Source organism: Mesorhizobium sp. 113-1-2 (genome assembly GCF_016756475.1).
Taxonomy (GTDB): domain Bacteria; phylum Pseudomonadota; class Alphaproteobacteria; order Rhizobiales; family Rhizobiaceae; genus Mesorhizobium; species Mesorhizobium loti_C.
In genome coordinates this window covers 3,667,441-3,682,400 of the sequence record NZ_AP023242.1, presented here as the reverse complement: position 1 = coordinate 3,682,400, position 14,960 = coordinate 3,667,441, and the positions used below count along the sequence as shown (strand labels likewise).

The 14,960-nt window shown below is 63.7% G+C and carries 13 protein-coding genes; 2 read left to right on the top strand and 11 right to left on the bottom strand.

What is annotated here, in order from left to right:
• Positions 1 to 57: 57 nt before the first annotated feature.
• The 8 genes from JN279_RS17865 to JN279_RS17825 form a co-directional block, all read right to left on the bottom strand.
• Entirely contained in the window at positions 58 to 465 is a 408-nt protein-coding gene (locus tag JN279_RS17865) for a carboxymuconolactone decarboxylase family protein (protein ID WP_202353515.1), read from the bottom strand.
• 390 nt (positions 466 to 855) lie between these two features.
• A complete protein-coding gene (locus JN279_RS17860; protein ID WP_202353514.1) occupies positions 856 to 2,352 on the bottom strand; it encodes a sugar ABC transporter ATP-binding protein in 1,497 nt (498 codons plus the stop codon).
• Entirely contained in the window at positions 2,352 to 3,404 is a 1,053-nt protein-coding gene (locus JN279_RS17855; RefSeq protein ID WP_202353513.1) for a hypothetical protein, read from the bottom strand. The genes JN279_RS17860 and JN279_RS17855 overlap by 1 nt, the downstream gene beginning before the upstream one ends.
• The gene (locus JN279_RS17850) at positions 3,401 to 5,524 is read right to left on the bottom strand and encodes an ABC transporter permease (protein WP_202353512.1); all 2,124 of its coding nucleotides are present in this window, start codon (positions 5,522 to 5,524) and stop codon (positions 3,401 to 3,403) included. Before JN279_RS17850 ends, JN279_RS17855 begins: the two co-directional genes overlap by 4 nt.
• A 30-nt stretch (positions 5,525 to 5,554) precedes the next feature.
• On the bottom strand, positions 5,555 to 6,190 hold the full coding sequence (locus tag JN279_RS17845; protein ID WP_202353511.1) for a LysE family translocator: 636 nt from the start codon (positions 6,188 to 6,190) through the stop codon (positions 5,555 to 5,557).
• A gap of 81 nt (positions 6,191 to 6,271) precedes the next feature.
• On the bottom strand, positions 6,272 to 7,297 hold the full coding sequence (locus tag JN279_RS17840; protein WP_202353510.1) for a sugar ABC transporter substrate-binding protein: 1,026 nt from the start codon (positions 7,295 to 7,297) through the stop codon (positions 6,272 to 6,274).
• Between the two features lie 87 nt (positions 7,298 to 7,384).
• Positions 7,385 to 8,371, bottom strand: a complete 987-nt coding sequence (locus tag JN279_RS17835; RefSeq protein ID WP_202353509.1) for an ABC transporter permease — start codon at positions 8,369 to 8,371, stop codon at positions 7,385 to 7,387.
• Between the two features lie 270 nt (positions 8,372 to 8,641).
• The gene (locus JN279_RS17825) at positions 8,642 to 10,075 is read right to left on the bottom strand and encodes a DHA2 family efflux MFS transporter permease subunit (RefSeq protein WP_202353507.1); all 1,434 of its coding nucleotides are present in this window, start codon (positions 10,073 to 10,075) and stop codon (positions 8,642 to 8,644) included.
• A gap of 119 nt (positions 10,076 to 10,194) precedes the next feature.
• Here JN279_RS17825 and JN279_RS17820 point away from each other — a divergent pair, with 119 nt between their 5' ends.
• A complete protein-coding gene (locus tag JN279_RS17820) occupies positions 10,195 to 11,196 on the top strand; it encodes an ornithine cyclodeaminase family protein (protein ID WP_202353506.1) in 1,002 nt (333 codons plus the stop codon).
• On the top strand, positions 11,193 to 12,740 hold the full coding sequence (locus tag JN279_RS17815) for an HAL/PAL/TAL family ammonia-lyase (RefSeq protein ID WP_202353505.1): 1,548 nt from the start codon (positions 11,193 to 11,195) through the stop codon (positions 12,738 to 12,740). The genes JN279_RS17820 and JN279_RS17815 overlap by 4 nt, the downstream gene beginning before the upstream one ends.
• Here the strand turns inward: JN279_RS17815 and JN279_RS17810 are convergent.
• Genes JN279_RS17810 through JN279_RS17800 form a run of 3 tightly spaced genes read right to left on the bottom strand, consistent with a single transcriptional unit; the run spans position 12,703 to position 14,953 of the window.
• Complete coding sequence (locus tag JN279_RS17810) at positions 12,703 to 13,506, bottom strand: 3-methyl-2-oxobutanoate hydroxymethyltransferase (RefSeq protein WP_096447685.1); 804 nt, start codon at positions 13,504 to 13,506, stop codon at positions 12,703 to 12,705. The genes JN279_RS17815 and JN279_RS17810 overlap by 38 nt on opposite strands.
• 38 nt (positions 13,507 to 13,544) lie before the next feature.
• A complete protein-coding gene (locus JN279_RS17805) occupies positions 13,545 to 13,856 on the bottom strand; it encodes a MocE family 2Fe-2S type ferredoxin (protein ID WP_096447686.1) in 312 nt (103 codons plus the stop codon).
• A 14-nt stretch (positions 13,857 to 13,870) separates the two neighbouring features.
• A complete protein-coding gene (locus tag JN279_RS17800; protein ID WP_202353504.1) occupies positions 13,871 to 14,953 on the bottom strand; it encodes a fatty acid desaturase family protein in 1,083 nt (360 codons plus the stop codon).
• Positions 14,954 to 14,960: the final 7 nt, after the last annotated feature.

Genomic DNA, 14,960 nt, shown 5'->3' with positions numbered 1-14,960 from the left:
CTCGATCACACATCGGCCGCGCTCACAATCTTGTGACGGCGCAGCCGGAAATCGAACTCACTTCACCTCGAATTGCGGATCGACAGGAATCTGCATCGCCGTCACCAGATGGTTGGTCTGGCCGGCCAGCCCGATGATCGACACCAGCTCGCCATGCTGCACGTCGGTCATGCCCTTGGCCCGGGCGGCGGCCGTATGCGAGTGGACACAGTAGGAACAGCCATTGGCTGTCGACACCGCGATGTAGATCATCTCCTTGGTCAGCGGATCGATGGCGCTATCCGCGACCATCACCGCCTTGAGCTGCTCCCACACCCGCTTCAGCGACACCGGATCATTGGCCAGCCCGCGCCAGAAATTGTTGACGAAATCCGATTTGCGCGTCGCCCTGATGTCATCAAACACGGCCTTGACCGCCGGGATTTTTTCGACCTCGGCGTCGCTGAGGAGTCTTGTGGTGGCCATGGTGTTTTCCTTCGTTGAATCGGTGGATCAGGTCGTTGAATCAGGTCGCGAGCAAAGATGGCTAACCGGCTTTTCTGATTCAGCTTTCATGCGCATTGGACCAGAACCGTGGAGGTTTGCGGAGCCCCCCTCACCTTCGTCATCCTAGGGCGAAGCAGCCGCGAAGCGGCGTCGCGGAGACCCTGGGATCCATGCCGCGACCTTAGCCGTAGAGTGCAGCGGAGCAGAGTTCTGCACTGTGGCGGCGCTCCTGAGTCCCGGCATGTATCCCTTGGGCTGCGGAGCAGCTCCTCGGGTCTGCGCTGCGTCGCTACGCTCCCTTGCTTCGCCCGTGGATGACGAAGGGAGCGACAACTCGGCCAATTGTCGACGTACGCACCAGTCAGCACCCTAATGCACCGCCGCGTACATGATCTTCTCCTCCGTCGCCTCCGCCGGCGAAAACTCCTCGACGATACGCCCTTGCCGGCAGACCAAAATCCGGTCCGACAGGTTCATGATCTCCGGCAGGTAGGACGAGATAACCACCACAGCCAGCCCCTCGTCGGCCAGCCGGTTGATGATCTGGTGGATCTCGGCGATGGCGCCGACATCGACGCCGCGCGTCGGCTCGTCGAAGATGACGATGCGCGGCTGCTGCACCAGCCCCTTGCCGATCACCACCTTCTGCTGGTTGCCGCCGGAGAGTTCGACGACGCGGGCATTGTCGTTGATCGCCTTGATGTTCAGCGTCTTTGTCCATTCGGCTGAGAGTGTCCGCATCTCCTGCGCATTGATCACCCAGGCCTTTTCGCGGCCGGCGGCCAAGAGCCCGCCGAACAGGTTCTCGGCAATGCCCATCGTCTCGAAAATGCCTTCGCTCTTGCGATCCTCGGTGACGTAGACGATGCCGTCGGCAACGGCTTCGCTCGGCACGAGATAGCGCACCGGCCTGTCGTCCAGCTCGATCGCGCCACCGCGCAAAAAATCGCGCTTGTAGATGCCGGACACGATCTTGAAGGTCTCGGTGCGGCCGGAGCCGATGAGACCGAACACACCGGTGATCTGGCCCTCGAAGATCGAGAAGGAATTGTTGCGCACGACATTGCTCATCGAAATGTCCTGCACCGACAGCACCTTCTTGCCGGCCTTGCGCAGCCTGGCCTCGTCGCGTTGGCGGTAGATCTGCCCCGACAAAGTGCGACCGACCATGGCGGCGACAATCTTGTCGCGATCGAAGGCCGACGTGTCGTCGGTGATCACCAGCTCGCCGTCGCGCAAAATGGTGATGCGGTCGGCAATGGCAAGCGCCTCTTCCAGCGCGTGGCTGATGAAGACGATCGAGACGCCACCCGCCTTCAGCCTCCGGATCAGCGCGAAGAAGTGGCGCTTTTCCTCCGGCGTCAGCGTCGCCGTCGGCTCGTCGAAAATGATGATCTCAGCATTGTGGTGCACCGCGCGCGCGATCTCGACCATCTGCCGCTTGGCCGCGCCCAGCGTCGCCACCATGGCGTTCGGATCGACCGGGAAATTCAGCGACTGCAGGAACTGCTGTGCTGAAATATACGTGCCGCGCAGCCGGTTGAGGAATTTTTCAGTACCGAGATAGAGGTTCTGCGCCACGGTCATCGACGGCACCAGGCTGGTTTCCTGGAACACCATGGCGATGCCGGCTTCGAGAGCCGCATGCGGCGAGGCGTAGGCGATCTCGCGCCCCTTGTGGAACATCTTGCCGGATGTGGCATCGACCACGCCGGCGATGATCTTGGTCAGGGTCGATTTGCCGGCGCCATTCTCACCGAGCAGCGCGTGGATCTCGCCCTTGCGCAGGTCGAAGCTGACATTCTTGACCGCGGGCACGCCGCGATAGTTTTTGGTGACGTTTTCGAGGCGAACGATCGGTTCCATCAAAAACCTCCCGAAGCGAGGTCGACAGTCAGCACGCAGTCGCCACCCTTGGAAGCGACGAGCAGCCGGCCGCCCTTTTCGGCGACGCTGCAGATGCCGTGGCGCGTGCCGTTGGCGCGGCTGTGCAGGCTGAACTGTGGCTGCATCTTTGCGTCGAGCCTGACCACCAATCCGTAGGACCGGCTCGGCGACCACGGCTTGTGGATGCCCATGGTGCGGATGCCGCCGCATTGCAGCGGTTCCAAAAAACTGCGGTTGGAGGCCAGCGCCGGCGCGATCCAATAGGCCGCCGGCACCTGGTCGATCATGTCCTGGCGGTAGTGCGTCTCCTGCAGCACGAATTCGATCAGCCGGTTGCGCGGCGCGAACAGCGCCAGCCACGCCCCGCCATCCGTGGCCGGCGACAGCCGCGCGGGATAGCCGGGCAGATGCGTCAGCACCGTGGCGCGATTGCCGTCTGCGCCGAAGCGCACCAATTGATGGCGCCAGCTTTCGCTCACCAGAACGCCCTCGCCTGCCGGGTGGAGACCGTTGGGGAACGCGATGTCGCCGGCAACTTTCTGGAATCCGATTGCTCCCGGGCCACATCGCCACAGCGAACCGGACGCGCCCTTCTTCATCAAGTCGGCGGCCCATTGCGATGGCGCGTGCTCAGCCGAACCATTGGCCAGCCAGAGCGTGCCATCATCGGCATAGGCAAGTGCCGTGATGCAACGCACATCCGTCGGCAGCGAAATTTCCTTGCCGGATATCAGCAGCTTGCCGCTTTCGAGCGCCACAGTCAGGTCATCCGATGGCGACAGTGCCAGCGCCGTGATGGGCGACGGAAAGGTCTCGATCACCTTGGGTTCGCTTCCCGCAGCAAGCGCATAGACGGCGTTGCCGCTTGAGGCGAGCAGCCCGCTTCCTGAAACAACCAGATTGTCCGGCTCAGTCAGCTCGGCAAACGCCGGCGCGTCATCGAGTCGCGTGTTGGGCCGGAAAGCGCCGTCGAGCGGCGGGATGGTGACCGCCTTGCCGCGAAACATGTCCAGGATCGGATCGAGGATCATGATTTCGCTCCCCAATAGGAAGCCGGGCTGGTCCAGGTCGGGTCGGCACTTGCTATCTTGTAGCGGCCGATGCGGTTGTTCAGGATGCCGCCGACGAAGAGATATCCCTTGTGCTCGCGCATCGAGGTGACCATCGGATGCGCGCCGCCGGAGAGGTCGCCCATCGCCTCGACAATGCCGCCCTTCTCCGTGAATTTCACCACGCCGCCGGTGTTGATGTTGGGAAACAGCCACTCGTCCTGCGGCAGCCGGCGCGTCATGCGCTTGCGCATGTCGGGGTGGCGCAGCGAGAGATCGAAGCTCGGTGTGCGCATGCCGAGCCACGCCATCCAGTAATTGCCGTCCGACGCCCGGTTGATGTTGTCGGGATAGCCCGGCATGTCGCGGATGACGCATTCGGCGGTGCCGGCCTTCGGTCCCTCCAGCCAGTAGCGGTGCACGCGGCAGGCCCAGCTTTCGGCGAAGAACAGCGACTTGCCGTCATGCGCCATGCACACGCCGTTGGTGTAGCGATAGCCGTCGAGCAGCGTCTTGGTCGAGCCGTCCTTGGGATCATAGACCAGCAGCCGGCCGGTGGCTCGGTTCTCGATCGAATCCAGCGCCCAATCGTGGGCGTCATAGCGCTTGGTCGAATCCGTGAAATAGATGCGCCCGTCCGGCGCGATGTCGCAGTCATTGGGGTCGCGCAGCCGCGCATCGTCGACGATCGAGGTCCAGGAGCGCGACGTCTCCGCCGACAGACGCTTCACCTCGCGCTCCGGCGAGACGGAGTAGAGCCCCATGGCGCCGACGCAGCTGATCAGATTGCCCGATTTGTCAAAGGCCAGACCCAGCGGGAAGCCGCCAATGTGGGCGAACACTTCCGATTTCACATAATCCGGCGCGAAGAAGCGCACGATCTCGCCATGGCGCGTGCCGCAATAAAGATGGTCGTCGCGGTCGAGGATGACGTCCTCGGGTCCTTCCAGTTCGCCGAGCCCGATATGGTCGGCAGCCGACAGCCGGTTGTCGAGTGCGTAAGGCGTGCCGGAGCCCGGCACAGCCGACTGTGTCTCGCCCATCTTGAGGTAGACCGGCGCGACATAGACCTCGTTCAGCACCTTGTGGCGGTTCTTCAGCCAGCGAATGTCGATGGTCACCGCCACCGCCAGCATGATGCCGAGCACCATCTGGTTGGTGCCGGTGCCATAGCCCAGCCGGATCAGCCCGTTGGTCATGGTCAAGACGATGATGGCGCCCATCAGCCCCTTGATCACCGAGCCGCGCCCGCCGCCGAGGCTGACGCCACCAACCACCGCTGCCGTCAGCGCCATGATTTCCAGGTTGAGGCCGGTGCCCGGCCCTGCCCCGCTCAGCCGGCAAGCGATGAGGAAGCCGCCGATCGAAGCGCAGAATCCGGAGAAGACATAGGTCATGAACACGGTGCGGCGCACGCGGATGCCGGCATTGTGCGCCGAGCGCCGGGAGCCGCCGACCGCCAGCACATGCCATCCCGGCCTCGAACGCGTCAGCGCGATATGGGTGACGATGGCGAGGATAATCGCCAACCACACCGAGACCGACAGGCCCCAGAAGGTGCTGTCACCGATGAAATCCAACACATCCGAGGTGGCTGTCGATAGCTGCACATCGGCGGCATAGGTGGTGACGAGGATATCGAACAGCGCCCGGCCGAAGATGAAGGTGACCAGCGTGGTGAGAAAGGCGCGCAAGCGCAAGTAGCCGACGAGATAGCCATTGATGGCGCCGAAGATCAGGCCGGTGGCGAGCGAGGCGGCTAGCGCCAGCCAGATCGACTGTTCGAGGATGAAGAAGACATAGACGGCGGAGAAGCAGGACAGCGCGAAGATCGAGCCGACCGACAGATCGATGCCGCCGCCCAGCATCACCACCGTCATGCCGGTGACGACCATGGAGAATTCGCCGAGCTGGCGGGTCGATTCCTGCAGCGCGTTCAGCTTGAAGAAGCCGGGAATGACCGAGCCGAAAGTCGCCAATGTCACCACCAGCGCCAGGAACGGAATGGCGTTGTCGGTCCAGCGTTTGGTCAGGATCTCGCCGACCAGATGGTCGGGCACGAGATTGTAGCGCCATGACTGGAGGCGTTCACGAAGGGACATGGAAGAACGCCTTGATATGCACGAGGGTGATCAATTCGAACCGCGCCTGGCGAGCGCCAGCGAGAAAGCCGAAGCCAGCAGCGCCCCGCCGCAGACCCGCTCCAGCAAGTGCGCATAGCGGGACCGGATGAGCCGTACTCCACGCGCGCCAACCAGCGCATAGCCGACCATGATCGCCAGCTCGGTAACCGAAAACGCCAGCGTCAGGACAGCAAACTGCTGGAGCTGCGGCTGAGCCGGATCGACAAACTGCGGCAGCAACGCCGAGAAAAACAGATAGGCCTTCGGATTGGTGATCGCGACGACCATGCTCCTCAGCCCGATCGCCAGCGCCGACCGCTCCGGATCGGATTGCGTCCGTTGCGCCATGGACGCCAGGGTCTCGCGGGAACGGAGCATCTTGATGCCAAGCCAGGCCAGATAGGCAGCACCGACATATTTCAGCACCGAGAACCAGAATTCCGAGGCGGCCAGAAGCACGCCCAGCCCAGCTGCAACCGCCACGATCAGGATCAGGTCTGAAATCAGCACCCCGACCATGCCAGCGAAGGCGCGACGCATGCCGAAGCGCGAGCCGTTGACAAGCGCCAGGATCACGTCTGGACCGGGAGTCGCAACAGCGACAAATGTGACAGCCACAAAAGCCAGAACGGTGGTGATATGCATGCCGCCTCACACGGTTTGGTGGTCGAGCCGAAAATGATGGCGGCGGATATCCGCCGCCACGCTTTCATTTGTCCATCGGGCCTACTTCGCCGCCGCCTCGGCCTGCAGAGCCTTCAGGTCCCAGCAGCTGTCGGGCTTGAGGTCGGCCTTGGTCGTCGCCTTCTCCAGCGTGTAGATGTAGGTGTGCGAGGTGCCGGCCGGCTGGCCGCTCTGCAGCAGGAACTTGATGATGGCGTTCATGTCGCCCGACTGGCGGGCTAGCTCTGTCATGACGACCGCGCCATAGGTGCCGTCGGCCAGCTTGTCGCAATCGGCCGCCTTCTCGCCGCCGCCGGTGGTGACCAGAAACACCTTGCCGTCCAGCTTGGCGTCGCGGATAGCGGCCGATGCGCCGGTGGCGTCACCATCCCAGAAATCGATGATCGAGCAGATGTCCGGGTTCTGCTGCAGCATCGTCGTCGTCACATTGCGCGAGGTCGTCGCATCCCAGTTGGAGTCGGGCTTGGCCACCACCTTGAAGTCGGGATGCTTGTCCAGCACTTTCATGATGCCGGCATATTGATAGAGGCTGGACGAGTTCGCCTGGTCGCCCTGCACCAATCCGATCTTCTTGGAAGAATTCTCACCGCAGCCCTTGATCGCCGCTTCGGCCTCGAGCTGGCCGAGCCGGTCCCAGTCGCTGCCGACAAAGGCGTCGGCCGGGAAGTTGGCGGGATTGTCGACCAAAAGCACATAGGTGCCGGCGGCCTGCGCCTTCTTCATCAGCTTGGAATAGGAGTTGAGATCCGGTGCGTGGATGATCAGCACGTCGGGCCTGGTGTCCGACGAGATCGCGTCGGTGATGGCCTGCGCGCCGGCATCGACCACCCAGTTCGGATCGCGCGTCTCGAAGGTGCCGCCCCAGGCGTCGACCTCCTTCTTCAGATAGTGCGCCCAGCCTTGCGCCAGATCGAAGCCCATCGCCAGCGGCACCAGCATGACGCGCTTGCCCTTCAGCGCCTGCGCGTAAGCCGCCGGGCCAGGATCGTCGGCGGCGAAGGTCGGCGCCACGAAGGCGGTAACGGCGAGCGCCGTCGCGGCGGCCATAAGTGTCTTGATCAGTCTCATGTCACGTCCTCTGGTTCGGTTTTCATTGCCGGCCGATCGTCGCGATCGCGCCGGGTACCCCGAGCAAGATGGGCTAGCCCATCTGCTCTAAATGTCGCCCTGCTGCGCGGTCTGCTCGTCGCGCGGATTGATGATGCCGTCGACGATGATGGCGCCTAACAGGATCGCCGCCTTGATCAGGTTCTGGTAGAGCAGCGGAATGTCGATGATGGTCATGGCGTTGAGCAGGATGCCGATCAGCGCCGCCCCCACCAGCACATTGCGCACCCCGCCTCGCCCGCCGGATAGGCCGATGCCGCCGATCACCGCCACCAGCACGATGTCGTAGAGCAGCGTCGAGTTGACGACGCGCGTGTTGATCGAATGCAGGCTGGCCGCCGTCAGCAGGCCGGCGATCAGCGCCACAAAAGCCGAGAGCACATAACGAAGCACCAGCATCGGCCGCACCGGAATGCCGATGTTGCGCGCCGCGACCGGATTGTCACCGGCGAAATAGATGTAGCGCCCCCATTTGGTGTAGCGCAGGAACAGGAAGAACAGGAAGGCAAGACCTGCGAAGACGAACACCTCGATCGGGATGTCGAGGAAGCGCAGGCCGCCGAGCAGTTCGACCCAATGGCCCTGCGGCACCGGCACGGCATCCTGCGTGATCAGCTGCGAGCGCACATAGCCGAATACGAAGGAGCCGGTGGCGAGTGTGACGAAAATCGCCGGCACGTCGGCATAGGCGACGAGAAAGCCGTTGAGCAAGCCAATGGCGAGCACGCCGGCCAGCACATAGGCGAAAGCCAGCCCGTCCGAAGTTCCGGTGTTGAGCAGTTGCAGATACCATGCGACCGACATCGCCATGATCGCCACCGCGGACAGGTCGATGCCGCGCCCGATGATGACGACCGCCATGCCGAGCGCCAATATGCCCAGCACCGACACCGAGCGGACAATGGCGACGAGGTTGTTGGGGTCGATGAAGCCCGGCAGGCCGATGGCAGCGGCAGCGAACAGCACCACCGCAATGGCAAAGACAATGCCTTCCTGATTCAGGCTCCTGAGATTTGGCCAGCCAATCGCGTTCATGTCTGCATTCGCCCCGATGGCAGCGCTGCCATCCCGAAAGCAAAGGCTAATCGGCTCGGCGCCGGTTCGTCAAATGAATCCGCGTTCAGAATGCGGTCTTGTGCCGATATTTGCCGAGTGGACGCATCGATTGCCGAAACTGGCGCAATGCCCGGAAACTCCTGCGTTTTTGGCAATTGATTGCACCAACGCAGCCATTCGCGAAAGCGCTGCATCAAGGCGAAAGGATGAGGCGGAATTTATCTCCGCACCAGCCAAATAATCCGATTTTCAGTTCCCCGGCGCGTGGCCGGAAACCTCTGCCCCAGCGGCGGGCGGCAGCACCAGAAAACGCAGGGCCGCGACCAGCCCGATGGCGCCGATCACGAAAAAGGCGATTCGAAAATCGACGAGGTCGAGAGCAGGCTGGGCTCTTGCGATCTGCGACAGATTGAGGATCGCCGCCGCCACGGCAACGCCGAACAGCATCGCCACCTGCTGCAGCATCGAGGATAGCGTCGCCGCCGAACTGCGCTGCGCCGCATCGATATCGGCGAAGGCCAGCGTGTTGAGCGCGGTAAACTGCATCGAGCGCGACAGGCCGGCGATCAGCATCAGCGCCACGACCAGCGCCTGCGGTGTTTGCGGCGAGATCGCCCCGCAAGCCATGATCGAGGCCGAAGCGATGATGCCGTTCACCACCATCACCGAGCGGAACCCGAACCGCCGCAGCGTTGGCGTCGTCACCGTCTTCATGCCGAGATTGCCGAGGAAATAGGCCAGGATCATCAGGCCGGCATCGACGGGCGAGAGGCCGAAACCAACCTGGAACAAAAGCGGCAGCAGGAACGGCGTGGCGTTGATCGCCACCCGGAAGATGGTGCCGGCGGCAAGTGTCGAGATGGCGAAGGTCAGCACCTTGAACGAGGAAAGGTCGAGCAGCGGATGCGGAGCGCGCCGGAGATGCCGCACCGCCAGCCAGCCGACAACGATGCCCGCCGCGATCAGCGCCACGGTCGGCAGCATGCCATCCTCGGGATGCGCGATACGCTCGAGGCCGTAGAGCAGGCAGGCGAGCCCGAGCGAGGTCAGGAAAAAACCCGGCCAGTCCAACGGCTTGGGATCAGCCTCGCGATCGCCCGGGATGAAGCGGGCGACCAGTGCCAGCCCGATCAGCCCAAGCGGGATGTTGATGAAGAAATTCCAGTGCCAGGACAGATAGGTGGTGATGAAGCCGCCGAGCACCGGCCCGACGACGGGCGCGAACAATGCCGGCCATGTGATCAGCGCGGTGGCGTTGAGCAGTTCGGATTTCGAGGCGTTGCGCAGGACGAGAATGCGTCCGACCGGCGTCATCAGCGCGCTGCCCAGCCCCTGCACGGCGCGCGCGGCGACGAATTGGGTCAAATTCCCGGAGAAGCCGCAGGCGAGCGAGGCCAGCGTGAACAGCGCGATCGCAACGAGAAAGATGTTGCGCGCGCCGAAGCGGTCGGCGAGCCAGCCCGAAAGCGGCACGAACACCGCCATGGTCAGCATGTAGACGGTGATGCCGATGCTCATCGCCACCGCCGGCACGCCGAAGGACTGGCCCATCTGCGGCAGCGAGGTCGAGATGATCGTCGAATCCAGCAGCTGCATGAAGAAGGCGATGGCCACGATCAGTGCCACGCGCCGCGCATTGGTGGCCGTTTCGGGTAAGGCTTCGGTGTCGGGAATGGCAGTCATGTCGGTCCGGTTTGAACAGCATTTAGCCGGCAGCGTCCAGACACAGCGCAACAAACTTTCGTGTCACGCCGCGGCCTGCTATGGGATGGGCGGGGTGACCGAGGAAAGTACGCGCATAAATGAAGCCCATCTATATCGATTATCTCAATGCCCTCGACATCGAAGCGCTGGATATGACCGATGGCGAAATCATCGCCGCTGTCGAGGCTGGCCTGGTGGCGCAAGGCAAGGGCCAGACGGTGATCGAGCCGCGCGTGCATCTGGAGCCCGACCCCACCTTCCACGGCCATTTCAACGTGCTGCGTGGCTACGTCGCGCCGCTCGACACGGCGGGCGTGAAAATCGTCGGTGACTATGTCGACAACTATCTGCACGGCCTGCCCTCGGAATTCGGCATCCTCAATCTGTTCGACCCGCGCACCGGCACACCGCGCGCCATTCTCGACGCCACCGTCATCACCGACATGCGCACCGGCGCCGTCACCGCCATCGGCGCCAAGCATCTGGCAAGGAAGAATTCCAAGGTGCTGGCCCATATCGGCGCGCGCGGAACCGCCTATTGGAATGTCCGGCTGCTCGACCATCTCTTCGATTTCGAAGAAATCCGCGTCCATTCGCGCCGCCCGGAAAGCCGCGACGGCTTTGCCGCCAAGCTCTCCGCTGATCTCGGCAAGAAGGTTACGGCCGTGGTCGACTGGGAGAGCTGCGTCAAGGGCGCCGACATCGTCGTCGAGGCCTCGCGTCTGCCCGAGCCGCAGCCGCTGCTCAAGACCGAATGGATCAAGCCCGGCGCGCTGGTCGTGCCCTATGGCACGATGAGCGCGGTGGAGCTGTCGCTGACCGACATCATGCAGAAGATGGTCGTCGACGACTGGGGCCAGTGCAAGGGCGGCAAGTTCGGCTCGCTGCGCGCCCATGTCGAGACCGGCCGGTTGAGCGAAACGACGCTGCATGCCGAACTCGGCCAGATCGCCGCGGGTCTCAGGCCGGGCAGACAAAGCGACGACGAGACCATCCTGTTCTGGCATCGCGGCCTATCACTGTCCGACATTGCGTTGGGCAAGGCGATGCTGGCCAAGGCAGGCGAAAAGGGCATCGGCCAGAGGCTGCGTTTCGCATGAGCGCGCTCGTCCTTACCGGAGCCGGTGTCAGTGTCAGCGATGTCGCTACTGTGGCCCGCGAAACGCGCAAGGTGGAGATCGGACCCGAAATCATCGGCAGGCTGGACAAGGCGCGAAAAGTGCTCGACCAGGCCGCCGCCTCCGGTCAGCAGATCTACGGCCTCAACACCGGGCTTGGCGCCAATCTCGGCAGCTCAGTCGAAGGCGACGCCAGCGCCTTCCAACGTCAGTTGCTTGAGGGCCGCAGCGGAGCGGTCGGCGAAACCCTGCCGGTCGAGACCGTGCGGGCCACCATGGTCGCCCGCGCCTCGATGCTGTCGGCCGGCGGCTCCGGCCTTTCGCCCGCCGTGTTCACCGCTCTGGTCGATGCGCTCAATGCCGGCGTCCATCCGGTGATGCCTTCGCTCGGCTCGATCGGCGCCGGCGACCTCGTGCTGATGACCGCGCTTGCCCGTCTGCTGATCGGCGAAGGCGAAGCCGATTACCAGGGCCGCCGCATGCCGGCGGCCAAGGCACTGATGATGGCCCGCCTCGCCCCGATCAGCCTGGCGCCGAAAGATGGACTGTCCCTGATCAACGCCTCGGCGGTCTCCTCCGGCAGCGGCGCTCTTGCGATAGCGGATGCGCTGTCGGCGCTGGCCCAGCAGCAGCAGGCCGGCGCGCTGACCATGGAAGGCTTTGGCGCCAACCGCACCATCCTCGATCCGCGCCTGCAGATGGCGCGGCCGGCCGCCGGACAGCAGGAAGCGGCGAAGGCCTTGCACGACCTTCTCGCCCGCGACGAGATGCCGGCGCCCACCACCTTGCAGGACCCGCTGTCGATCCGCTGCATGCCGTCGATCCACGGCGCGCTGATCGAGGCGATCGGTCAGGCAAAACGCGCCGTCGAGATCGAACTCAACGCCGCCGCCGACAACCCGCTGGTGCTCGGTGACGACGAATTGGTGATGTCGACCGGCAATTTCCACACGGCGGCACTTTCGCTGGCTTTCGAGACGCTCAGCCTGGCGATCGCGCAATGCGCCGCCGCGAGCGTCGCCCGCTTCATCCAGCTCACCGGTTCGGGCCGCAACGGCCTGAGCAAATATCTGTCGCCCATCGGTGGCGCATCGGCCGGTTTCGTGCCGCTGCAGAAGACAGCGACATCGATCCTGGCCGCCATCCGCCACAAGGCCAATCCGGTGATGCTCGATTTTCTCCCAGTTTCGGAAGGCGTCGAGGACCACGCGACCCAATCGCTCCTCGCCGTCTCGAAATGCGCCGGGATGATCGCGCTGTGGCGGCGGCTGATCGCCTTCGAGCTGATGGCCGCCGCCCAGGCCGTCGACCTGCGTGAAGGGTTGACGCTGGCACCACGCACCGGCGCGATCTATGCAGCAGTGCGCGCGCATGTATCGATGCTGAAGGACGACCGGCCGCTGGGGGCCGACGCCGAGGTGCTTCACGCCATGCTCGCCGACGGAGCGTGGCGAGGCGCTTCGACAGTCGACAAAGAAACCGAAATAGTCAGCTCTTTGCGCCTACCCTTTTCAGGAACAGACTGAGCTCGGCCGGCTCCATGTGCACAACGTGCCTGTCCTCGGGATAGGCGCCGCTGTTGACGTCGGCGACATATTCCGAGAAAGCCGCCACCCGCTCCGCCTGCAGCCGGTCATACTCGGCGGCGAAGTTGCGGTAGACCTTGGAGTGGCGCGGCATGTGGCCCCGGTTCTGGCCAAGGATGTCGTCGGCGAACAGATATTGCGCGTCGCAGCCGGTGCCCGCCCCCATCGACAGCATGATCAGCGAGGTCCGCTCCGAAATTGCCTTGGCGACCTCGACCGGCACCACCTCGATCTCGGCGCCGACGGCGCCCGCAGCTTCCAGCTGCTTCACCGCCTCGAAAACCTCCAAGGCGGTGTCGGCAGTCTTGCCGACCGCCTTGAAGCCGCCGGTCCAGGTGGCGCGGGAGGGAATGAGGCCGACATGGCCGATGACGGGGATGGCATCGTCCGCCATGCGCTTGATCGTCGCATAACCGGCGCTGCAATAGACCGCGTCGGCGCTTGCCTTGTAGAGCCGGAAGGCCCAGCGCACGAAATCATCCGCCGTGCCGATCTCGAAGAAGTTTTCGCCCGGCATGGTGAACAGGCTGGGCGCGGCATCGCGATACTGAGGGTTGAGCACCAGTTCGGGCGGCACCGAGACGATGTCGACCCCTGCCCGTTCGGCGGCCTCCGCCTCGTCCAGGTTGAGCACGCGCAGCATGGTAAGCTGGCGCTTGCCCTTCATCGCGCGCAGATCGGCGACGGTCGGTCTCTTTCGGCTCATTAAAACGTCCCCTCTGTGATGCTGGATCGGTTGCCGCGTCAGATCTGGATCATCACCTTACCGGCCTCGACCTTCACCGGATAGGTCGCGAGATTGACGCAGACTGGCGCGCCCTTGGCCTGGCCGGTCTTGTAGTTGAAGCGGCCATTGTGCTTGGGGCATTCGATGATGTCGTCCATCACCAGCCCGTCGGCCAGATGCGCCTTCTCATGCGTGCAATAGCCGTCTGTGGCGAAGAACTCGTCATCGGGCGAGCGGTAGACCGCGAAAGTCCGGCCGCCATGGTCGAAGCGGATGACGTCCTCTTCCTCCACATCGTCCACCGCGCACGCTTCAACCCAATCGGCCATATCGGTCTCCTCAGCTATTCGGCCGCAGCCGACATATCGACCTCGTGGAACTCGCCGCGATAGGGCCTGGCCGTCGGCGGCAATTCGCGCTTGAGATAAAAATCCTCGTATTTCAGCTGCCGCAGCAGCACCGGCCAGACCTCGCGATAGGCATGCCACATGGACGGGTTCGGCTCCGGCAGGTCGTGCTTGATCAGCTCGTGCAGCCTGGGCAGCGCGTGATACGGCACCATCGGGAACATGTGGTGTTCGACATGGTAGTTCATGTTCCAGTAGATGAACCGGCTGATCGGGTTCATGTAGACCGTGCGGGTGTTGAGCCGGTGGTCGACCACATTGTCGGCCAGCCCGATATGCTGCAGCAAGCCGGTCGTCACCATGTGCCAGGTGCCGTAAAGGCGCGGCAGGCCGATCAGCACCAGCGGGATCCATGATCCCAGCGCGACCGCGATAGCGATCGTGACGACATAGATGGCGACGTGCCAGCGGGCGGCGATCACCGCCTTGTGCTGTTCCATTTCCGGGATGTAGCTCTTCTCCTCGTCCGACAGCGTGCCAAAGGCCTGGCGTACCAGCGTCGGCAGCGAATAGCGGAAGTCGAGAATGCCGGTGAAGGCCAGTGCCGCCTTCAACAGGTCGGGCGGGCGCATGACCGCGATCTCGGCGTCGCGGCCGACGATGATGGTGTCGGTGTGGTGGCGAGCATGGCTCCAGCGCCACTGCACGGGATTGCGCATCAGCATGAAGGAGGCAATGTGGTAGACGACATCGTTCATCCAGCGCGTGCGGAAAGCCGTGCCGTGGCCGCATTCGTGCCAGCGCGAGTCGCTCGACGAGCCGTAGAGCACGCCATAGACGAACAGGAACGGCACCACCCACCACGTGCCCCAGAACCAGACGATGCCGGCGGCCGAACCGACAATGACAGCTATCCAGATGATGGTGTCGCGGATCGCCGGGCCGTCGGAGCGCTGCATCAGCTCCTTCATCGCCTTGCGCGGCACGTCGGTGTGGTACCACTCAGCCGAGGCCAGGCCAGTCTCGATCGCGGCCCGCGTGCTCTCGCCGACCAGGCTATAGTCGCGTTTTTTGCCCATCACACCG